Origin of the sequence: Allopseudospirillum japonicum, from assembly GCF_900108915.1 — a bacterium.
In the GTDB taxonomy this organism is placed as follows: domain Bacteria; phylum Pseudomonadota; class Gammaproteobacteria; order Pseudomonadales; family Halomonadaceae; genus Pseudospirillum; species Pseudospirillum japonicum.
Genome location: NZ_FNYH01000003.1, coordinates 81853 through 104207 on the forward strand (window position 1 = coordinate 81853; position 22355 = coordinate 104207).

The window sequence follows — 22355 nt, forward strand, 5'->3', positions numbered from 1 at the left end:
TGCGCAGCCAGTAGGTTGGGTTATTTTGATGTATGAGATTGCCATTAGTAGCCCAACCCACTAGGTGACTTCTTGATGTACTTAAAGTATATTAACGCGCGCGAACACGCTTGAAGACTAAAGTAATTTGATAAATATCAAATCTAATGCGAACGGGTGACTTGCCGACAGGTAGAGAAACTGTAATCATAGTCGCGTATGTTACCCAGTTGAAACAACTTACATCTTGATAACTTGCTTTGAAATCCGCATTCTTAGCCAAGTAAAGTACGACTAGCAAAGTATCAAACGCCTGCGACAAGCAAAGCGATGAATAAAGTAACCGCACCTTAGACCTTGGATCCGCTTTATTCGCGCTGATTTACGGAGAAAAATGGATGGCATTATTAGATGATTTTATCGGTGGTAGCGGTGACGCCAGCGTCACAGGTACGACTGACAACACAGACACAACCACCACAGATACCAGTACCACAGACAGCACACCTGTCACCACAGATACCGGCCTCAGCACAGGCGCGACCGGTGGTTCTGAAACCATTTTAGATGAGCTATTAGGTAACCAAACGGATACCACAGATAGCACGACAGATACAACAAGCGAAGACACTAACGCTTCCGACGATAGCACCAGCAGTGACCAAGGAGAAACTCAGATGACGGCAACTGAAACTTTAATCAATGGCTTGTACAACGAAGTTCTGTATCGTGATGCAGACACAAGCGGCTTAAGCTTCTGGGCTGCGCAATTTGATGCAGGCACCATCAACGAGCAAGGCGTGCGTGATGCACTCGCTGGCTCTGCGGAGTACACCAATTCAGTTGCACCGATTCAAAAACTTTACACTGAAGTCTTAGGTCGTGATGGCGATGCAGACGGCGTAAAATTCTGGGTTGGCTCTGGTGCAGATGCAAAAGCCGTTGCGGCTTCTTTTGCTACCAGCAGCGAGTTTACTGCTTTAGGTTTGAGCGATGCCGATGCGGTTGCGCGTCTAGAAGCGGGTCTCGGTATTGATTTAGCTGGTACTACCCTAGATGCGGTTGTTTCTGAACTGACATCTACTGGTACAGATACCACCACAGACACCACTACGGATACCAACACAGACGACACCACAGATGATGCAGATGGTGGTTTGTTTGATGACTTCCTCGGTGGTGGCAACAACACAGTGAACGACTCAAACGGTGCCGTTGCTGATGGCGGTAGCGATTCTGCTAACACAGATACCACTACAGACACCACAACCGATACCAACACAGACGACACCACAGACGATACTACAGATACCAACACAGATGATGTCATCACAGACGACACGACAGATGACACCACAGACACCAACACAGATGATACTACAGACGACACCACGCCTGAAACTGTCGACGGTGATGCGCTGACCACTGAGTTCGATGCCTCTGCTGGTGCTTTCATCTTTGAATTTGAACAAAAAGCAGCAGTTGTCACTATCGACGGCTTCGGCGAAGACGACGTGATCAAATTCCTTGATGGCGTGGTAGAAGGTGATGTTAACGTAACCAACACCGCCTTCGGTGACGGTGAATTGTTAATGCTGGTCGGTGAGTTAGAAGTGACCCTCACTGGCTTAGCCAACGACTCTGCAATCAATGGCGCAACTTTCGCACAGAATGTAGGCACCATCGAGTACGCGTAAGCTTTAGCTTGCGATTAATCACTGGGGTAAGAGGGTTTTCTCTTACCCTAAATAAGATTTGCGCAGACGTGCGCCTATGATAAAGTGCCGTATCTCTTAAATAGAAGCACTTCATCCAACTTAACTAAGAAGGTTTTAAGTTCATGGCCAAGAACAAACTCGTTTTAAGTGGCGAAGACCAAACGATTACTTTGCCTTTCGATGCAAATATTATCGGTACCAATGCGAACGAAACTATCAAAGTCGTTGCTGGTGTGGATGCCGATTTCTCTGTAGGTTCTGGTGACCGTGTCGAAGTTGCGGGTAACCTTGCAGACTACACAGTGACTGCAAGTGGTAATACGCTGATCCTGACTGATGCTGATGGTAACGAAATCATTTTAGCAGTAGGCGATACCGGCACTTTGGCTTTTGCTGATGGTTCTGCAGCATTAGATTTTGATCTTGCGAACCTGGCAGTGACTGTCGGCGGTGTTACCGTTGATGATAGCTTTGATGCTACTAGCGTGACTTTAGATGCAACTGATAAATCGACTGTAGGTGATAGCACAGTCGATGCAGGTGAAGGTCAAACCTTCACGCTCACAACGGGTGCAGATACGCTATCAGGTACTTCCGGCAGTGATACTTTTGATGCTACAGCATCTGGTACTTTAAACACGACAGACAAGCTGATTGATACCTCCACCACAGATATGGACGTACTCAATGCGCTCTTGCCAGTGGGTAACAGCATCAAACCAACTATCACTAACATTGAGACTTTCAATGCAGAAGTGCAGTTTGGTTCTATTTTGGATTTAGATGACGCTTCTAACCTGCAAGCCTTGAATCTAACGACCAACCAAACCGGTGTTACTTCAACAACTTTGACGAATGTTTCTGATCTATATGCGATTAATGTAGATACAAGCAAGCTCAAAACCTTGAATGTTGATGATGACGCTAAACTGGTCCTTGATGGTGATACACTCACTATTAACAATACCGCAACGTCTGGTAATGCATCCCTAGAAGTAAACAGCACCAATGCTGCAAATACCCTAACCCTAGAAGCTGCTACTAGTGATTTTGATAAAATCACTGTGACCGGCGATCAAGATCTCACCCTCAAAGGTGTAGAAGGTGATGATGAAGTCACCAATAACCTAAGCTCTGGTAGCTTAACGGTTCAATTGGCAGCGGCTGCCACTGGTGATTACACTAAAGTTGATGCAGATACTTTTGTTGGTTCTACTATCGGTACTAAAATTACGGTCGCTGATGGCGCTAGCTTGACGCTAACAGAAGCAAACTCAGGCGATACCATTGACGGTACGGGTACCTTGAATCTAGGTTCTACCTTTGCCAATGAAAATAGTACAGATGAAGATGTCAACATCAATGTGACTGCCTTTAGCATCGTCAACTACACGGTAGGTGCTGATAATCAAGAAGTGACTTTGACTGCCGACACAGGGGATACCTTAAATATTCTTGGTGATAAGACTTTGACCTTTACGGTCGGTAATGATGCCACGCAAACTGTTAATGCCTCAACTTATACAGGCAATATCACCTTTGAATCAGTTGCAAACGCAGCGAATGCAACAACCGCTGAATCTTCTTCTGTGATTGGTGGTACGGGTAACGATACCTTCAAGCTGGGTGCACTTGCTGCCAATGAAGGGATTATTGTGATGGGCGGTGCCGGTGATGATACTGTCCTGATGACTACTGCCAATATTGCTGATAGTACCGGTGAATCCATCGCGATCATTGGTGGTGAAGGGACAGATACTGTCTTATTCCGTACAGATATGAGCGCGGCGTTTACAATTGGCAAATCTGGTGTAGACTCTCAAGTTTACTTTGATGTTGATCAAGTTAAACTCGATGCTAAAGGTGCTGCGGGTACTGCTGGCAATGTGAAATTGACCTTTACTGATGATGATCTGCTCAATGATCAAACCATCAACTTTGTGGGTGCGAATAATACCCAGCTAGTGGATGTTGCTGTTGAGATTAAAGACGATAATGGCAGCATCGATCTGACCGATAGCAATCTAAGCTTCTCCGGCCTAGATGCCTTTAACGTTGTTGCAAATGCTGCAACCACTTCGATTAAAGGTTCTAATGCGGGTGAAACTATTATTGCCACTGCCGCTACTGGTAGCGTAACCATCTATGGTAATGATGGCAATGACACTATTTATGGTGGTGGTGATAATTCTGCTGATGTAGACACTATTTATGGTGGTGCTGGTAACGACATCATTATTGGGGGTGTTGGTGAAGATATCCTCTATGGTGATGAAGGTAACGATATCTTTAGATTAACTGTATTAACTAAAACTGGTGTTGCGACCGGTACACCTGCTGGTGTTGACGCAGCTGTCAGCGCAACAGCAATCAGCGGTGTAGCAGATTTAATCAAAGACTTTACCCAAGGTGAAGATAAGATTGATCTGAGTGAATTACTAGACGCCTATACTGCTGTTGGTGTTGATTTAGCAACTGCTGTTTCAGGTACCTTAGAAGTTGTTGAGAAAGAAGCGACTCAGGTAAGCACAGCTGATGCCACGGCTGATAGTGTTGTTGGAGCTAATGAACTTCTCTTCTGGACTGAGTACAGCAGCACAAATAACGAAACCACTGTTTATGCCCTCTTTGACAAAGATGGTGCCCTTGGGGCAACAACAGGCTTTGATGCAGTTGCAGTGACCTTAACCGGTAATATTGACGTCACTGTTGATGACTTTATCTTTATCTAAGGGTGCAATAATCCTTTAAGATCAATAGGCGTTTAATCTAAGCCGCTTAGGGCCTGTTCCTAGGCGGCTTTTTTCATCTTTGGCTGAAAACGAGCTTTTATTCCTATGCAAACTTCTTTCATTACCCAAGCAGAGCAAGCCTTGCAACAAGATCAGCTAGTGCAAGCCCAAGAAATTTATCAACACCTGCTGGCAGAAGACCCCACCTCGGCACTTGCTTTAGGCGGCATGGCCGCTTTAGCGATGCGTGCACGCGATTATGTGAAAGCCCAAGCCTTTATTCAGCGTGCTCAAGCGGCTGCTCCTGATTCCCTAGGTGCTAAAATTCAACAAATTGATTTAGATCTGATCACGGCAAAATATCCCCAAGCGTATCAAGCCAGCCAGCAAGCGTTACAATTAGTACAACACCCAGTGTTGCATTGGCGTGCCGCTAAAAGCGCCCAAGCGTTAGGCCAATGGACACAAGCAGAAGCTGCTTATCAACAAGCTTTGCAAGGGATGCCGCAAGAGGCTTTATTAGAGTTGGATTATTTATATAGCCAGCAAGAGCAACCACAGGCCCCGCAAATCCCAGACAAGGTGTTTAATACCCCAGTACAAGCGCATTCAGAAGCCATTAATGAGGCCATGGCTTTGTTATGTTTAGCAGGGGAAAAATATACACAGGCAGAATCTTGGATTGCGCCCCGTTTACAAGTCACCCATAAATCGCCAGTGGCTTTGGCGATTCAAGGACGGATTTGTGCGCAGACAGGACGCTTAAACGAAGCGGAAACTTTATTCAATGCGAGTATTGCGACGTTAAGACGTAATCCTTATGCTTATTTTTGGCTTGGTGAATTATTTATCCAATTACATCGTTATACAGATGCTATTTTCTGTTTGCACCAAGCAGTACAACTGCGTCCTAATTTACATCAAGCCTGGTGGCAGCTGGCAGAACTGGTTTATCATCGCAAACATACACCCGACAAAGCCTTTGCTATTTATCAAAAAGCGGTACATTTTAATCCACAATCGGTCCATATTCGCTTAAAAGCGACCTTATGTGCATTAGAAACACAAAAATGGCAGGCAGCGCGTACCCACTTGGATACTTTGATAGAGCAAAAATTAAAGGGAGAAGCGGCAGGACGTTGCGCCGCTTTAAACGCTTGGTGGGCAGCACAGCATCAAGATGAAATCGGTTTTCGTACTTGGCTCAATCAAGCACGGATGCAAGCACCAAAAGATATGTACACCTTAGCGATGCAAGGGCAAGCTGCGCTTAAAGACAAAGACTATAAGCAAGCAGAGACTTATTTTAAACAGGTGTTAAAAACCAGCGAATATCCAGAAAAGTACCGTATTCAGCTCGCAGAAGCGCAAATGGGACGCCACAAATGGGCACAAGCAACGAAAACGCTAGAAATCTTGCTACAAGAACGTCCCCATTTTTTAGCTGCCCGTGAAATGATGATGGAAGCCTTGTTTAAACAAAAGCGCTTGCCTGAAATTCTTCCGCACGAAAACTGGATTATGCAATATGCACCAGCAAAAGCGGAACAAATGGTGAAAGAAGCTTTAGAAAAAGATCCAGAAAACCCTAAGCGCTTATTTAATTATGCCAAAGTGCTATACAAGCAAGAAAAACGTCGCCAAGAAGCGCTTGATTATGTGAATCAAGCACTAGAAAAAGATCCAAAGTTTTATAAAGCTTGGAACTTAAAAGGGAATATAGAACGTGATTTAGAAGACTTTTCTGCTGCTAAACAGAGCTTTGAAAAAGCGATTGCTTTAAAACCAGAAGATAACTCTGCCTATATTGGTTTAGCACAAGCACAAGTTGCATTAAATGCTTGGCAAGAAGCACGTGACGCTGCTGAAAAGGCCTACAGCTTACAATTAGATTATCAAGCCTGTATTAGCTTGGCGCTAATAATGAAGGAATTAGGTGGTAATGTAGAGCAAGTAATTAATTTATATGACCAAGCAATCACACTTGCCCCTCAAGACCCTGTAGCTAAATGGAATAAGTCCCTTGTATTACTTGACTCAGGTTCTATAAAAGAGGGCATGGAGTTATATGATTTTGGTTTTGAAGCTGGCCCACGCAAACCAAACCGAAAATTTGCAGTGCCGCAGTGGCAGGGGGAATCTCTTGAGGGTAAGAGCATTTTAGTTTGGCGTGAACAAGGTGTGGGTGATGAAATTAAAGATATGCAATGTCTGCGCCCTTTAGTCGAGCAAGCCAAAAGAGTTGTAATGGAGGTCAGCCCGCGTCTAAAGCCTTTGTTTAAACGTACCTTCCCAAATGCTGATGTGGTAATGCAAAGCACTGGAGAAGATGACTTATATCGTAAGGATATTGACTATCATATCCCTATGGCTTCTGTCATTCGTTACTTCCCCAAAGAATATCCTATCCCACCTGTATTCAAAAATTACCTTAGTTTGGATGCTGATTTAGTTGCAAAATGGCAACAAAGGATTCAAGGATTAGGCTCAGGGCTAAAGATAGGATTTAACTGGCGCGGGGGGTTAGTCACGGCACAGCGAGCTAAAGGTTATGCAGCTATAGAAGAATGGGAAAATTTATTTAATCTACAAGGAATTCATCTAGTCAATTTGCTTTATGATGAGTGCCAACAAGAACTTGATTTAGTCAAAGAAAAATTTGGCTGTACTTTACATACTTGGGATGATCTCGATTTAAAGAATGATTTTGATCAAGTTGCTGCTCTTATGAGTCAGCTAGACTTAGTTATTACCCCACAATCATCGGTTGCACGTTTAGCTGAGACTTTAGGTATAGAATCTTGGGTAGCAACTATAGGTGCCACCATAGAAGCAACAGAACCACAAATATCTAAGCGCTATTATCCCAGTCTGCTTTTTCAGCGTCATTATACGGAAGACAAAAAAGCTTTAAATGATCGTGTTGTTGCTTATCTAAAACAACGATTAGCGCTAAAACCAGAGTAGATATTACTATGTTAGATGATCTTTGCATTCTACCTAATGCTCGGTTTCAAGAGGTCCTCGCACAAATCGAGCGTGAGCATAAAAAACTAGTGTTAGTCATTGATGCTGAAAAGCGTTTACAAGGGATTATTACTGATGGAGATATCAGGCGTAAGCTACTATCATTAGATACAAATACATCGCCCTTTGATTTGCAAGCATATCAATTAATGCGAACAAATTATTTGCAGTTAACAAAAGATGCTTGTCGGCAGCAAGTGATTGAGTCATTTAAAGAGGAACGTATAGACTTTCTACCTATTGTTGATCATCAAGGTTGCTTGGTGAATTTGCTAACTAAGCGCCAGTTTCATGTGTTATTACTGGAAGATAAAGACTTTAAGCTAACTGATGATTTCTCAACTTTAGACACCTCGCGTTTGGAACAAGAAATTTATCCGCGTCCTTGGGGATTTTATAAAAGTACGCTATTGACACCAGATGCACAAGCTAAAGTAATTTGTGTAGAGCCTCAAGGGAAATTAAGTTTACAGAAACATTTTCGGCGTGAGGAACATTGGATTGTCATTAAAGGGGAAGGGTGTGTGTCTCTAGAGCTAAGCAATAAAGCTATTTATGCGGGTGATTATATTTATATTCCTAGAGGCTGCAAACACCAGCTGACTAATACTGGAAAAGAAAGATTGATGTTAGCAGAGGTGCAGTTAGGTGATTACTTTGGAGAAGATGATATTATTAGATACCAAGATATCTATGGTCGTGTTTCTAATCATTCACTCTAAAGGCGAAGTATGTCTTCAATTATAGCAATTATTCCAGCAAGAGGTGGCTCTAAAGGCGTTCCTAAAAAAAATATACGCCTACTTGCTGGTAAACCATTACTTGCCCATACACTAGATATTTGTACATGCACACCGAGTATTACAGAGACTTTAGTCACAACGGATTCGACAGAAATTGCACAAGTAGCGCACGAGTATGGTGCTCAAGTGATTCAGCGCCCACAAGATTTAAGTGGAGATCTTGCTAGTTCGGAGTCAGCCTTATCGCATGCATTAAATACGTACTGCCAAAAGCACCAACGACCAGATGCTGTTGTTTTTCTACAATGTACTTCGCCGATTCGTCAAAAAGATGATATTCAAAAAGCAATTGATACTTTTTATAAAAAAAATGCAGACTCTTTGCTGTCAGTTGTTCCATCACATCGTTTTTTATGGAAAAAAGATCATCAAGGTCAAGCAGTATCAGTGAATTATGATTTTAATCACCGTCCTCGGCGTCAAGATATGCAACCTCAATATCAAGAAAACGGTTCTATCTATATCTTTAAACCTTGGGTACTTGAGAAGTTACATAATCGCCTAGGTGGTAAAATTGCTTTATATCTTATGCAAGAAAGCTCCCTAGTTGATATAGATACAGAATTTGACTTTAAATTTGCTGAATTTGTTCTTGGATATCAATCATGATTATAGAAAAAGATCTTGCTAAATACTCCTTAGTAAAAGATGCACCCTTGGTGGAAGCATTAGAAAAAATCAACAAAAATCAAAGTAGGATTTTATTTATTGTTGATAAAAATGGCGTGCTAGAGGCTATATTAACTGATGGAGATTTTAGACGTTGGGTAATACAGCAAGAAAAAATAGATATTAATACTCCTGTCATTTTTGCTGCGAACACGTCTTTTGTCAGTGAGTTAATTGGGGCACCGACAGAAAAAGTTTCCTTATTGTTCTCAGAAAAAGTAGAGCTAGTGCCTTTAGTTAATTCCCAAGGTATTTTGACCGCAATTGCTAGAAATAAAGGAAACTCAGATATTGTTATAGAAAACTTTTCCATTGGAAAAAACCAACCTGTTTTTATTATCTCAGAAATAGGATTAAACCATAATGGCTCAGTTGAACTAGCAAAAAAACTTGTAGATCTCAGTGTAGAGTCAGGTGCCAATTGTGCCAAATTTCAGATGCGAAATTTGAGCTCCTTGTATAAGAACAAAGATCTTGCAGATGATCCTTCTGCAGATCGTGGAGCACAATATACGCTAGAAATTCTTGAGCGTAGCCAGTTAAAAAATGAGCAAATGCTCGAAATATTTGATTATTGTAAGAGTAAAGGTATTCTTCCTCTATGCACACCTTGGGATTTATCTAGCCTGGATGTATTAGAGAACTATGGAATGCCGGCTTATAAAGTGGCTTCTGCAGACATGACAAATCATGAGCTTTTGCGTGCTATAGCAAAAACAGGTAAGCCGATTATTTGTTCCACTGGTATGGCAAATGAAGAAGAAATTCTACAAAGTGTAAGCTTATTAAAGAATCTAGGTGCTTCTTTTGTTTTGTTACATTGTAACTCTACTTACCCAGCACCTTTTAAAGATATTAATTTAAACTATTTAACAAGATTAAGCCAAATTACCAAAGTGCCTGTCGGCTACTCAGGCCATGAAAGAGGAAGCTCAGTTGCTTTAGCAGCAGTTGCCTTAGGCGCTTGTATTATTGAAAAACATTTTACAATAGATAGAAATATGGAGGGCAATGATCACAAAGTAAGCTTATTGCCTCATGAATTTAAGTCGATGGTTGAAGAAATCCGCAACATTGAGCAAGCATTAGGATCAAATTCACCTAGAGTGCTTACGCAAGGTGAGATGATGAACAGAGAAGTGCTTGCTAAAAGCTTAATAATTAATAGAGCACTAGCTAAAGGTGAAAAAATCACTCGGGATATGATAGATATAAAAAGTCCGGGTCAAGGACTACAACCTTGCTATATTGATGAAATTGTAGGTTGTACTGCAAAGCGCGATTTCCAGGCTGGAGATTTCTTCTTCATGAGTGACTTACAAGATGATGTAGTGCAAGTTCGGCCTTACAAATTTAAGCGACCTTGTGGCATTCCTGTACGTCACCATGATTACGAACGTTTAGCTAAATTAACAAATTTAGATTTTGTTGAGTTCCACCTAAGCTACCGAGATATGGATCTTGATATTAATAATTTTGTGGATGGAGTGCAAAATATTGGTTTAGCAGTACATAGCCCAGAGCTTTTTGCAAATGATCATATTATGGATATGTGCGCGCAAGAAGATAGCTATCGCCAGCATTCTATTAAAGAACTTAAACGAGTGATAGAAGTTACTCGTACTATGAAAACACTGTTTCCAAAAACAAAACACCCTGTTATTGTTACTAATGTTGGTGGCCATACAAAAAATGGATTTTTGGACAAAAAAGATCGAGCACTTTTATATAGTAAAATTGCGGAAAGTCTGGCGAGTGTAGATCAAGAAGGTGTAGAGGTTATTATTCAAACAATGCCCCCCTTTCCTTGGTACTTTGGTGGGCAATGGTATCAGAACATCTTTGTAGATGCAGACGAAATAAAAGAATTCTGCGAAAAATATGGTTACCGTATTTGCTTTGATATCTCTCATTCACAGTTAGCATGTAACTATTACAAATGGGATTTTAGAGAATTTACGAAAAAAGTTGCTCCCTTTGCAGCACACTTGCATATTGTTGATGCGGATGGTGTAGACGGAGAAGGTGTACAAATAGGTACAGGGAATGTCAATTTTGCTGCTCTAGCAGAAGATCTAAATATGTATGCTCCAAATGTACAATTTATTCCTGAAATCTGGCAAGGCCATAAGAATAATGGTGAGGGTTTTTGGGTGGCTTTAGATTATCTAGAAAAATACTTTTGATAACAAATGAGAGAAATTTATGCACACGATTAAAACATGTTATCTATGTGGTTCTGATCAATATTCAATTCGCCCAGGATCAGTTAGGGATAAACCAGAGTTACAGGTTTTAGAGTGTGCTTCTTGTGGACTTGTCTATTTAAGTGATTTTTCGCACATCAATGATGCATTCTATGAAGATTCAGGGATGCATCAAGCACCAATAGATATTCACGCGTGGCTCGCAAATACTCATGCAGATGACATGCGACGTTTCGAGCTTCTTAAAACAAGCCTAACGAACAAGGAAATTCTTGACTTTGGCTGTGGCCATGCTGGTTTTTTAATTAAAGCTAAAGAATTTGCTAGCTCTGCAACCGGTATAGAACTGGAATCTAGACTGAGTGAGTGGTTTTTAGAAAATGATATTAATGTTTATAAAAAAATAGATCAGCTCAAGGATAAATCATTTGATATAATTACAGCGTTCCATGTTGTTGAGCACTTACCTAATCCTGCAGAAATCATTATGGCGCTATCTGAAAAATTAAAAGAAAATGGGAAAATCATTATTGAGGTGCCTAATGCAAATGATGCATTACTAACACTATACGAGAATCAGGCATTTTCTAATTTTACTTACTGGAGTTGCCATTTATATTTATTTAATGGAGCCACCCTAGAAGCTTTGGCTAGAAAAGCAAACTTAAATCTAGATTATATAAAATATGTACAAAGATATCCTTTGTCTAATCATTTACATTGGCTAGCTAAAAATACCCCAGGTGGACATCAGGTTTGGTCTTTTATAGACAATAATGATTTAAGTAAAGCTTATGAATCCACTTTGGCATCTTTAGGAAAGACAGATACTTTAATCTGTCAACTTACCAGAAAATAAGGCTAATTTTTAATGACTATTAAAAAACACCTTGTACTCTATTTTTTATTCGCTTGGATACTCCCCCCAGTCGCCATGTTACTTTTGATTCGCTACAACATGTTCCATACTTGGGTGTGGTTTTTAATGATTTTATATATTCCAGGGACTATATTTTATTTTTTCTGGTATATCTTTCCAGGTCGCACTCCAAAAGAATATTTACAAGACGAGTCATCAACCTAACACATAAATAACCAAACCGCCCGATCTTGTTCTTGGATAGGCGGTTTTTTTATGGTTTTGGTTTACCGACACAAATGTTGGGTGATTAAAATCACCCTAGTGACTCATCTGGTATTTCTTACTGACCCAGTATACGAAGATTTCATGTCTCAATTACATATAAGCTGGCAAACTTGTGCCGATAGCTTAGTCAGGCTGTATCCGCAGTGGCAAAATTTGTTCCAGCACCAGCCAGTAACGACAGGCTTGTTTGCTAGTCCAGATTTTATTCAAAATTATTGGGCGTTTTATAAACCAACAGACAGCGGCGTGTTAACAGTCACTGAGGCCCATAATGGACGTTTGCTCGCTGCTATTGCATTGCAAATCTTTCACTTGGAACATAACGGACGTCAGTATCGTTGTGCACGTCCAGTAGGCGCAAACTACGCTCCTTTTTTCGAATGGCCTTTTGCTAGTGAAAATCGCCGTGAAGTGATCAATGCCGTATTAAATCAAGGTATGCAGGCAATACTTAGATTAGATGTGGCCTTTATGGGCCCTTTGCATGAAGGCTCTATTCTTTATCAGCTGCTTGAAGACTTTACGGGAAGTGAATCTTTAAAAATCTGGCGTTTTCCTCGAAACCTCCACGAGATTGACACCCGAGGCCGAAACTTTGAGGCGTACCAAAGGTTATGTTCCAGTAAAGCCTTTAAAGCAGCTCGCTATGCTGAACGCAAACTAGCACGAGAAAAAGGGCCGCTTAGTTGGCATGCTCCAGCAACGCCATCAATTGCTTATGATGTTGTTCAAACCTTGTGTGAACAAGAGTTAACTCACTTTGGTACACAGCATGTCCATAACCACCACCCAGAGTGGCCATCTTTTATGGCAGCTTTTGTTCGTGATCTACAATATGGTGCGCAAGCCGATGTTCAGCAATTGTATGTTGATGGTCATCTGGCCTTGACAAGTCTTGCATTACGTCACCAGCAACGCTTGTACTATATGGTCTCACGCCCTCATCCAGATTATGTCACTTACTCAGTAGATAGAATCTTACAAGCTCGGTTGATTACACAAAGCTTTGAACGCCAAGAGATTTTCTGTTTCGGAGCAGGTGATTATGCTTACAAGCGCTATTGGGCACCCACTGTTGGCGAACTTAAGTGCGCACTAATCTTTTTTAATGTACATACCAGACGGGCCTTAGATCCTTTGCTGGAACCAAAATCATTTGCTCGTTGTGTCGCTTTTTAACGATTAAACGCAAGATTTACTGGGAAAGCACTCAATGCGTTAACGGTTGATGTGTCGGGCTAAAGCCGCGACCTACATTTACCCAACCCTGTAGGTCGTCCTTTAGGGCGACAAAAAACAAAGCAATAAAAAACAACCCGTCAACCTGTCGGGCTAAAGCCGCGACCTACATTTACCCAACCCTGTAGGTTGTCCTTTAGGGCGAAAAAAGCAAAGCAATAAAAAACAACCCGTCAACCTGTCGGGCTAAAGCCGCTACCTACATTTATCCAAGGCTGTAGGTCGTCCTCTAGGGCGACAAAAAACAAGGCCATAAAAAACAACCCGTCAACCTGTCGGGCTAAAGCCGCGACCTACATTTACCCAACCTTGTAGGTCGTCCTTTAGGGCGAAAAAAAACAAAGCAATAAAAAACAACCCGTCAACCTGTCGGGCTAAAGCCGCGACCTACATTTACCCAACCCTGTAGGTCGTCCTTTAGGGTGACAAAAAACAAAGCAATAAAAAACAACCCGTCAACCTGTCGGGCTAAAGCCCGACCTACCTTTATCTAACCCTGTAGGTCGTCCTTTAGGGCGACAAGGTGCAAGGGAGGTGCATAAATGCCTTGGAATGATTTGAGACGAGGCCGCTATACCCAACAAGGTGGTGAATACTTTATTACCTTTACAACATTCAGGCGGCAGCAACTATTCTGCAGTTATGATCTGGCAAAAATTGTCTATCAGCACATTCAAATCAATGAAAAGGTTTGTAGGTGTCGTTGGTTTACCTGGGTGTTGATGCCGGATCATTTTCATGGCTTGCTACGCATAGAAGGTGATACAGATTTGTCTTCTGTCGTGGCTAAACTCAAAGGGAAAAGTGCTTATCTTATCAACCAATACAGAGGGCAAAACGGTAAGGTATGGCAACCAGCGTTTTATGATCGAGCATTACGTACTGAGGATAGCCGTAGAGATATTGCCCGATATATTGTGGCAAACCCTATACGTAAAATGCTTGTTCAGTCAGTAAGGCAGTATCCTTTTTGGAATTCAGACTTTTTATGAAGGGTTATTTTTTTGTTCGTCGGGCTAAAGCCACGATCTAAATTTACCCAATGCTGTAGGTCGTCCTTTAGGGCGACAAAAAACAAAGCAACAAAAAACAACCCGTCAACCTGTCGGGCTAAAGCCGCGACCTACATTTATCCAACCCTGTAGCCGGCGTAGGTTGGGTTGCTGGTTGTTTGGCAACCCAACCCAAACCCCTAGGTCACAAGCGGTGCTAACCACTGTCCCGTCAGGGAGTTTGGCTGCTGCGCAAGTGTTTCTGGGCTGCCGCTTGCCAAAATAGACCCACCGGCTTCCCCGCCTTCTGGGCCTAAATCAATCACCCAATCCGCGCATTTAATCACATCAAGATGATGCTCAATCACAACCAAGGTGTTGCCCTGATCACGTAAGGCATACAAAACCTTTAATAAATGAGCCACATCTTGCAAGTGCAATCCGGTGGTGGGTTCATCCAAAATATACAAGGTTTTACCTGTCGCGCGTTTGGCTAGTTCACGCGCCAGCTTCACCCTTTGTGCTTCCCCACCGGATAAGGTGGTGGCGCTTTGTCCTAGGGTAATATACCCCAAACCCACATCCATCAAGGTTTGCAAACGTTTGGTAATGGCACCGTGATGACTAAAATGTTGCAAGGCATCCTCAACAGATAAAGCAAGTACCTCCGCAATGGATAAGCCTTTATAACGAATTTCCAACACATCCTCTTGATAACGGGCCCCGTGACACTGATCACATTCCACATAAATATCAGGCAAAAAATGCATTTCCACCCGAATCACCCCTTCCCCTTGGCAGGCTTCACAGCGGCCCCCTTTGACATTAAAGCTAAAGTGGCCTGGGCTATAACCTCGGGTGCGGGCTTCTGGAGTCGCGGCAAATAACTCACGAATCGGGGTTAACACCCCTGTATAGGTTGCGGGATTGGATCTCGGGGTACGCCCAATCGGGGATTGATCAATCTGAATCACCTTATCCAAGTGCGCTAAACCTTCAATCGCTTGATAGGCCTCAGGTGCTGCGGCAGCTGAATCCTTATGCAAAGCATGGGCAACGCAAGGGTACAAGGTGCGATTAATCAGCGTCGATTTACCCGAGCCAGAAACACCTGTGATACACACCAAATGCCCAAGGGGTAAATGCAAATCCACCTGTTTGAGGTTTTGTCCGCTGGCCCCTAATAACTTTAACCAAGGTGTGTGTTGATCAACGATTTTCGCAGGGGGACGTACAATGGACTTGCGTCCACTAAGATAAGCGCCGGTTAAAGATTCAGGGTGCGCCGCAATTTGCTCTGGCGTGCCTTGGGCAACAATTTGCCCACCGTGGACACCAGCGCCTGGGCCAATATCCAACACATGATCCGCTAAGCGAATTGCAGCATCGTCATGCTCAACGACCAACACACTGTTTCCTAAATCACGCAACTTCAGCAAGCTTTCCCATAAGCGCTGTTGATCGCGTGAATGCAAACCAATCGAGGGTTCATCCAGCACATACATCACCCCCACTAAACCAGAACCAATTTGACTGGCTAAACGAATCCGTTGGGATTCGCCCCCTGAAAGGGTATCTGCACTCCGAGCTAAGCTCAGGTAACCCAAGCCAACATCCAGCAAGAAGCGCAAGCGGGCACGAATTTCCCGCAGAATCGGCGCAGCAATCTGTGCTTCTGCACCGGCTAAAGGTAGCTGTTCTAAAGTATCGGCCAACTGATGCAAGGCTTCTTGGGTCAGCTGGGGCAAGCTGGTGCGTGTTTGTGGCCAAAATACAAAACGTGCACTCGGATTTAAGCGTGTCCCTGCACAGGTTTGGCAAGTCCCATAGCTAAGATAACGCCCCAAAGCCTCACGCAGTTTGGGGGATTGTGCTTCCCGGTAGCGTTGTAATAAGGTCGCTTCAATACCAATAAAACCTTGATATCCATACAGAATCTTTTTTTGTGCGCTAGCTGCCAACTGGTTCCAAGGCGTATGAATATCTAAATTAACACTCTGCGCCCAACGCAGCAGTTGGGGTAGCTGATTGCGCTGTAAAAAATCCCAACCCTGCAAGACACCTTGCGCCAAGCTAAGCTGTGGATTATCAATCACAGTATGCAAATTAATTTGCTGTTGTTGTCCTAAACCTTCACAGGTTGGGCAAGCCCCCGCAGGGCTGTTAAAGGAAAACAGTTTAGGCTCTAACTCAGAGACGGAGAAACCGCATTCAGGACATGCATAACGTGCTGAGAGCGTCAGCGGCAGGCCTTCAGGTATCGGCTGGCTGGCTGTAGCACTGGGATAATAATCCAGTATCAACAAGCCACCGCTTAAATGAAGGGCCGTATTGACTGAATCTTGCAAACGGGTTTTTTGCTCAGGATGGAGTTTAAAACGATCTACCACCGCCTCAATATGGTGGCTGCGTTTTTTATCCAAAGTGGGACAAGCTTCTAGATTGTAAATCTCTCCATCAATACGGACTCGGCTAAAGCCTTGCGCCTGTAGCTTTTCCAGCACTTGCACATGCTCACCTTTGCGTCCTTGTACCAAGGGGGCTAACAGCATTAAAGGGGTGCCTTCTGGTAAGCGTAAAATACGCTCGACAATTTGCGGGGGGGTCAGTGCTTTTAACGAGTGCCCATGTTCTGGACAGTGCGGCTCGCCAATCCGCGCAAAGAGTAAGCGCAGATAATCATAAATTTCGGTGACTGTGCCCACGGTAGAACGCGGGTTGTGCGAGGTGGTTTTTTGCTGAATCGCAATCGCAGGTGATAAGCCTTCCACCTTATCCACATCGGGCTTATCCATCATGGATAAAAACTGGCGTGCATACGCAGACAGGGATTCAACATAACGGCGTTGCCCTTCAGCATACAGGGTATCAAAGGCAAGCGAGGATTTGCCTGAGCCTGATAACCCAGTGATAATCACCAGTTGATTTCTGGGAATTTCCAGACTGAGATTTTTAAGATTATGGGTGCGAGCCCCTTGGATCTTGATTACTTGCATGCAAGCCCCTTGCGCATAAGCCGCTGGTCGTAGATTCGATGGCTTATTTTACAAGGCTTATTGAAAAATGACTAATGTATAACTTATGTATAGTTATGATCGATTGGGTTACCTTGGCAACCCAATCGATAGTCTTTAGGCTTTTTTTACAAACTCAGATTTGAGCATCATAGCGCCTATCCCTTCTAGACGGCAGTCAATATTATGATCCCCATCCACCAAGCGATTAATCTTCACTTTAGTGCCAATTTTGGCCACAGAAGACGAGCCTTTCACCTTTAAATCTTTAATTAAGGTCACATGATCCCCTTCATTCAGCTGGGTACCGTGTGCATCTTTCACTATCAGCACCTCAGTTTCTGCTGCGGCCGTATTAGGATTCCATTCGTGGCCACATTCAGGGCAAATATATTGGCCTTGGTCCTCATAAGTATAAATAGAAGCACATTGCGGACAGGCAGGTAATTGACTCATAAAAACCTCAAGATTCGATAAATACGCTGGATGGATCAGGTGATCAGCGTCGAAGAGACGGCTTGCACCTGTTGCCACACCTGTTCTGGCGTGATCAGGTGTAAGCACTGGGTATGCCCCAAGGGGCATTGACGTTTAAAGCAAGGTGAGCAGGACAGACCTTGCCAATAAATATGGGCTTGGTCAGTCAAAGGCGGCGTGTATTGAGGGGAAGAAGAGCCATAAATCGCATGGACAAAAATACCCACAGCGGCTGCCACATGCATAAGACCCGAATCATTACTGATAGCTTGTGCACATAGGGCTAATAAATCAATACATTCAGTAAGTTGCGTTTTCCCGCACAGGTTATAAGCATGTGGCAGTTGCGCACAAATCGCTTGCCCTAGAGGCGCTTCCTTTGCAGAACCAAGCACCCACACTTGATACCCTGCAGCAATCGCCTTTTGTGCCACTTGATGAAAATACGCGCTTGGCCATTGCTTGGCAGGGCCATATTCTGCACCTGGTAATAAAGCCAAACAAGGGCGTTCTAGGTTGAGCTGCAAACGCGTTAGGCTTTGGGCTTGTTGATCCGTATGCACAGTGAGTTGAGGTTGGCTAATCTGTAAATCTTGCGCCTTGGTAGGATGTACCAAGCTGACAAAACGTTTAACGGTTTGGTCTAGGCGGCTTTTATCTAACACACGAATATCATTGAGTAATCCGTATCTTTGTTCGCCTAAAAAGCCGGTACGTCGAGGAATACCCGCAGCCCAAGGCACCAAGGCCGCTTTCCAAGACCGTGGTAAGACCCAAGCTTGCTGAAACTGATAAGCACGCAATTGGCGCCCGAAACGCCAGCGCGTATAGGGTGCAAAATCGCCATGTCCCAAAGGTAAGGCCCAAGCGCGGGCGACTTCTGGCATACGTGCCAATAAGGGATGGGTCCAAGCAGGGGCCAGGACATGTAAATCTGCCGTTGCAAAAGTGCGCTTGAGGTGCTGAAAGGCACTTTGTGCCATCACCATATCCCCAACCCAAGCCGGCCCCACCACCAACAAGGGTGCGTCTGCATACTGCACAGAAGCATTTTCTTTATGCATGTTGATGATTTAAAGCGTCAAGATAGGCATACGTCCCCTGGGCAACCGTACGGAAAGGTCGTTGGTAACCAGCATTTCTAAGCTGTTGTATATCAGCACAAGTGTAGCTTTGATAGTGGCCCTTTAAACTTTCAGGGAAATCAATATATTCGATTTCACCTTGGCCATGATACTCAACCACAGCGTCCGCAATGGCCTTAAAAGGCTCTGCGCGACCTGTGCCTAGATTGTAAATCCCAGTTAGGCGTTCGTCTTGCTCCAAAAACCACAAATTCACATCGACGACATCTTGCACATAAATAAAATCTCGGCTTTGCATACCGGCTTCATAGCCATCATAAGCACCGAAAAGTTTTAAGGATTCACCACGGTTGAATTGTTGATTCAGGTGATAGGCTACACTGGCCATTTTGCCTTTGTGCTGCTCGCGTGGACCATAGACATTAAAGTAACGCAATCCCACCACAAGGCTTTTAAACTCCTTGCGAACATGGCGTACATATTGATCAAAGAGCAGTTTGGAGTAGCCATACACATTTAAAGGTTTTTCATACGCTGGCTGCTCGATAAAAGTTTCACTGCCCCCATACACAGCCGCAGAGGAAGCATAAATAAAGGGAATTTCTTGGCGTAAGGAGTAATGCAACAGGCTTTTTGAATATTCGTAATTGGTTTTCATCATATAGCGCCCATCCCATTCTGTGGTATCTGAACAGGCGCCCTGATGTAAAATCCCTGTAATTCCTTCACTAAACTGGCTTTTTTCAAGTCGCTGTAAAAAGTCGTCTTTGTCGATGTAATCCGCGATATGGCAATCTGCAATATTGACGAATTTTTCGCCTTGGGTCAGATCATCAACCACAATAATATTCGTATGGCCACGCTCATTCAGGGCTTTGACCAAATTACTACCGATAAAGCCTGCACCGCCTGTGACTACAATCATGCTTCATCCTCAAACTGACATACTTAAAATGGCTTCAAGTATACGCCAAAGGCAGTAAACTTGGAAAATCTTGCCCTTGCAGCGCACGGAAATCACTTGCACCCCTTTATATAAGTGTGTTATCAATTAATTTGTATTACAAATAAACAAATTGAGCACAAGGAGTCATCTTCATGTCAATTAGCCGCTTCCCTGTCCCTGAATTAGAAAATGTGCCTGAGGATATCCGCCAAAGTATATTAAGTGTGCAAGAAAAAGCAGGCTTTGTGCCCAATGTCTTTTTGATGCTGGCACACCGTCCGGACGAGTTCCGTGCCTTTTTTGCCTACCATGACGCCTTAATGCTGCGCGAGTCTGATACTTTAACACCTGCAGAAAAAGAAATGATTGTTGTAGCCACGAGTGCGCGCAATCATTGCTTATATTGCGTGGTGGCGCATGGTGCGATTTTGCGTATTTATAGCAAAAATCCTTACAGTGCCGATCAGGTAGCGATTAATCATAAAACTGCAGAAATTAGCGAACGCGAGCGCGTAATGTTGGATTTTGCTCTATATGTATCGCAGGAAACAGGTGAGTTAAATGATCAGTGGGAAGCCCGCTTACAGGCCGTTGGCTTCACGCGTGAGGATATTTGGGATATCGGTGCGATTACGGCCTTCTTTGGTCTTTCAAACCGTTTGGTCAGTTTGACAAACACCCCACCAAATGCAGAATTTTACTTGATGGGGCGGGTACCTAAACAAAAATAAGCACCTGCTGGCCAAGTTAAATCCTCCCCCATGCCAAGGGGGAGGGCGCATCAACCACTTTAAAAGCCCATACATAAAAACTTCGTTTCTAAGTAATCATCCAAGCCGTGGCGCGAACCTTCACGCCCTAAACCAGATTCTTTTACACCACCAAAAGGAATCGCGGCATTGGAAATAATCCCCTCATTAATCCCTATCATGCCGTAATCTAAGGCCTCCGCCACCCGCCAAATGCGGCCTATATCACGCGCATAAAAATACGCAGCCAAGCCATACGGCGTCGCATTAGCCCTTTGAATCACTTCGGCTTCCTCTTTAAAGGTCATCAAAGCAGAAACAGGGCCAAAAATTTCTTCTTGTGTCAGTGCCATCGCTTCTGTGACTTGGGTGAGTAAAGTCACAGGATAAAAGTGGCCTTGGGTATCGTCTGGTATGGCTCCTTGATAGGTCAACTTGGCCCCTTGGCGTATGGCATCTTTTACAAGCGCATCCACTTTGGCACACGCGGCTTGATTAATTAAAGGACCAATTTGGGTATCTGCCTCTGTCCCTGCCCCTGTTTTTAATAAAGCCACTTGGCGCGCATATTCAGCAACAAAGGCATCATAAATGCCTTCTTGAATATAAAAACGGTTGGTACACACACAGGTTTGCCCTGCATTACGATATTTGGAAGCGAGGGCACCCTGCACCGCTGCAGGAATATCCGCATCATCAAACACAATAAAGGGCGCATTACCACCCAGTTCCAGAGAAACACGTTTCACACTGGAAGCGGCAAGATGGGCAATATGTTTACCAATCGGGGTCGAGCCAGTAAAAGAAACTTTGCGCACTTGGGCATGAGTACACAAAACTTCGCCAATGGGTGCAGGACGTGAAGTGGTGACAATATTAATAGCACCTGCTGGTATCCCTGCTTGTTCTGCTAACGCGGCTAAGGCTAAAGCAGATAAAGGGGTATCTTCTGCGGGTTTGACCACACAGGTACAACCCACAGCAAGCGCAGGGGCTAGCTTACGTGCCAACATGGCATTAGGGAAATTCCACGGCGTGATAATCGATACCACACCAATAGGCTGCTTGATGGTCAGTAAACGCGTATGCCCTGTATTTGAAGGCGTCACATCGCCATAAGCGCGTACAGCTTCTTCAGCAAACCATTCAATATAAGAGGCACCGTAAGCAATTTCTCCGCGTGCTTCTGCTAAAGGTTTGCCTTGCTCTGTGGTGAGTAACAAAGCGAGTTCTTCTTGGTGAGCCAATACCAAATCATGCCAACGGCGTAAGGCTTTCGAACGCTCACGCGCCGTTAAAGAACGCCACTGTGGGAGGGTTTGGGTTGCTTGCGCAATCGCGTGTTCTGCATCATGCGCATCCATATCAGGGACTTGCAAAATCGTGCTGACATTTGCGGGGTTGTCGATAGAATATTGGGTACTGGGTCGAGGGTGTTTGATATGCAAATAGGCTTGCACTAGGTTGAGTGCATCTTTTAACAGGTCAGACATAAACATTCCTTTATGTATCTAGGTCATGGATCAGACCTAGATACTTTTCCAGTTTCACGCCATCACTGCAAGGTTGTA

At 43.7% G+C, this 22355-nt stretch carries 15 protein-coding genes; 10 read left to right on the forward strand and 5 right to left on the reverse strand.

Going from position 1 to position 22355, the window contains the following annotated elements:
• The first annotated feature begins 377 nt into the window (after positions 1 to 377).
• The 9 genes from BMX05_RS04250 (at position 378) to BMX05_RS04295 (ending at position 14513) form a co-directional block, all read left to right on the forward strand.
• Positions 378 to 1676, forward strand: a complete 1299-nt coding sequence (locus BMX05_RS04250) for a DUF4214 domain-containing protein (protein ID WP_093308731.1) — start codon at positions 378 to 380, stop codon at positions 1674 to 1676.
• A gap of 143 nt (positions 1677 to 1819) precedes the next feature.
• Positions 1820 to 4429 carry a beta strand repeat-containing protein gene (locus BMX05_RS04255; protein WP_093308732.1) on the forward strand — a complete coding sequence of 870 codons (2610 nt, stop codon included), beginning with the start codon at positions 1820 to 1822 and terminating at the stop codon, positions 4427 to 4429.
• Positions 4430 to 4534: 105 nt separating this feature from the next.
• Positions 4535 to 7396, forward strand: a complete 2862-nt coding sequence (locus BMX05_RS04260; RefSeq protein ID WP_093308733.1) for a tetratricopeptide repeat protein — start codon at positions 4535 to 4537, stop codon at positions 7394 to 7396.
• A gap of 8 nt (positions 7397 to 7404) precedes the next feature.
• The gene (locus tag BMX05_RS04265; RefSeq protein ID WP_093308734.1) at positions 7405 to 8178 is read left to right on the forward strand and encodes a CBS domain-containing protein; all 774 of its coding nucleotides are present in this window, start codon (positions 7405 to 7407) and stop codon (positions 8176 to 8178) included.
• A gap of 9 nt (positions 8179 to 8187) precedes the next feature.
• A complete protein-coding gene (locus BMX05_RS04270) occupies positions 8188 to 8868 on the forward strand; it encodes an acylneuraminate cytidylyltransferase family protein (RefSeq protein ID WP_093308735.1) in 681 nt (226 codons plus the stop codon).
• On the forward strand, positions 8865 to 11114 hold the full coding sequence (locus tag BMX05_RS04275) for an N-acetylneuraminate synthase family protein (protein WP_093308736.1): 2250 nt from the start codon (positions 8865 to 8867) through the stop codon (positions 11112 to 11114). Before BMX05_RS04270 ends, BMX05_RS04275 begins: the two co-directional genes overlap by 4 nt.
• A 19-nt stretch (positions 11115 to 11133) precedes the next feature.
• Positions 11134 to 11994 carry a class I SAM-dependent methyltransferase gene (locus BMX05_RS04280; protein ID WP_093308737.1) on the forward strand — a complete coding sequence of 287 codons (861 nt, stop codon included), beginning with the start codon at positions 11134 to 11136 and terminating at the stop codon, positions 11992 to 11994.
• A 369-nt stretch (positions 11995 to 12363) separates the two neighbouring features.
• Complete coding sequence (locus tag BMX05_RS04290) at positions 12364 to 13461, forward strand: GNAT family N-acetyltransferase (RefSeq protein WP_177166792.1); 1098 nt, start codon at positions 12364 to 12366, stop codon at positions 13459 to 13461.
• A gap of 602 nt (positions 13462 to 14063) precedes the next feature.
• On the forward strand, positions 14064 to 14513 hold the full coding sequence (locus tag BMX05_RS04295) for an REP-associated tyrosine transposase (protein WP_093308740.1): 450 nt from the start codon (positions 14064 to 14066) through the stop codon (positions 14511 to 14513).
• Between the two features lie 200 nt (positions 14514 to 14713).
• Here the strand turns inward: BMX05_RS04295 and uvrA are convergent, their stop codons facing one another.
• The 4 genes from uvrA to rfaD all read right to left on the reverse strand — a co-directional run bounded on the left by uvrA (position 14714) and on the right by rfaD (position 20014).
• On the reverse strand, positions 14714 to 17509 hold the full coding sequence (uvrA, locus tag BMX05_RS04300; protein ID WP_093308741.1) for an excinuclease ABC subunit UvrA: 2796 nt from the start codon (positions 17507 to 17509) through the stop codon (positions 14714 to 14716).
• Between the two features lie 135 nt (positions 17510 to 17644).
• The gene (locus BMX05_RS04305) at positions 17645 to 17983 is read right to left on the reverse strand and encodes a zinc ribbon domain-containing protein YjdM (RefSeq protein ID WP_093308742.1); all 339 of its coding nucleotides are present in this window, start codon (positions 17981 to 17983) and stop codon (positions 17645 to 17647) included.
• 35 nt (positions 17984 to 18018) lie between these two features.
• Positions 18019 to 19047, reverse strand: a complete 1029-nt coding sequence (gene waaF / locus BMX05_RS04310; RefSeq protein ID WP_093308880.1) for a lipopolysaccharide heptosyltransferase II — start codon at positions 19045 to 19047, stop codon at positions 18019 to 18021.
• A gap of 13 nt (positions 19048 to 19060) precedes the next feature.
• Positions 19061 to 20014 (reverse strand): ADP-glyceromanno-heptose 6-epimerase, encoded by a 954-nt coding sequence (gene rfaD, locus BMX05_RS04315; protein ID WP_093308743.1) that lies wholly within the window; start codon positions 20012 to 20014, stop codon positions 19061 to 19063.
• Positions 20015 to 20187: 173 nt separating this feature from the next.
• Between rfaD and BMX05_RS04320 the strand changes: the two genes are divergently transcribed.
• The gene (locus tag BMX05_RS04320) at positions 20188 to 20766 is read left to right on the forward strand and encodes a peroxidase-related enzyme (protein WP_093308744.1); all 579 of its coding nucleotides are present in this window, start codon (positions 20188 to 20190) and stop codon (positions 20764 to 20766) included.
• 59 nt (positions 20767 to 20825) lie between these two features.
• Here the strand turns inward: BMX05_RS04320 and BMX05_RS04325 are convergent, their stop codons facing one another.
• Entirely contained in the window at positions 20826 to 22277 is a 1452-nt protein-coding gene (locus tag BMX05_RS04325) for an NAD-dependent succinate-semialdehyde dehydrogenase (RefSeq protein WP_218138979.1), read from the reverse strand.
• Positions 22278 to 22355: the final 78 nt, after the last annotated feature.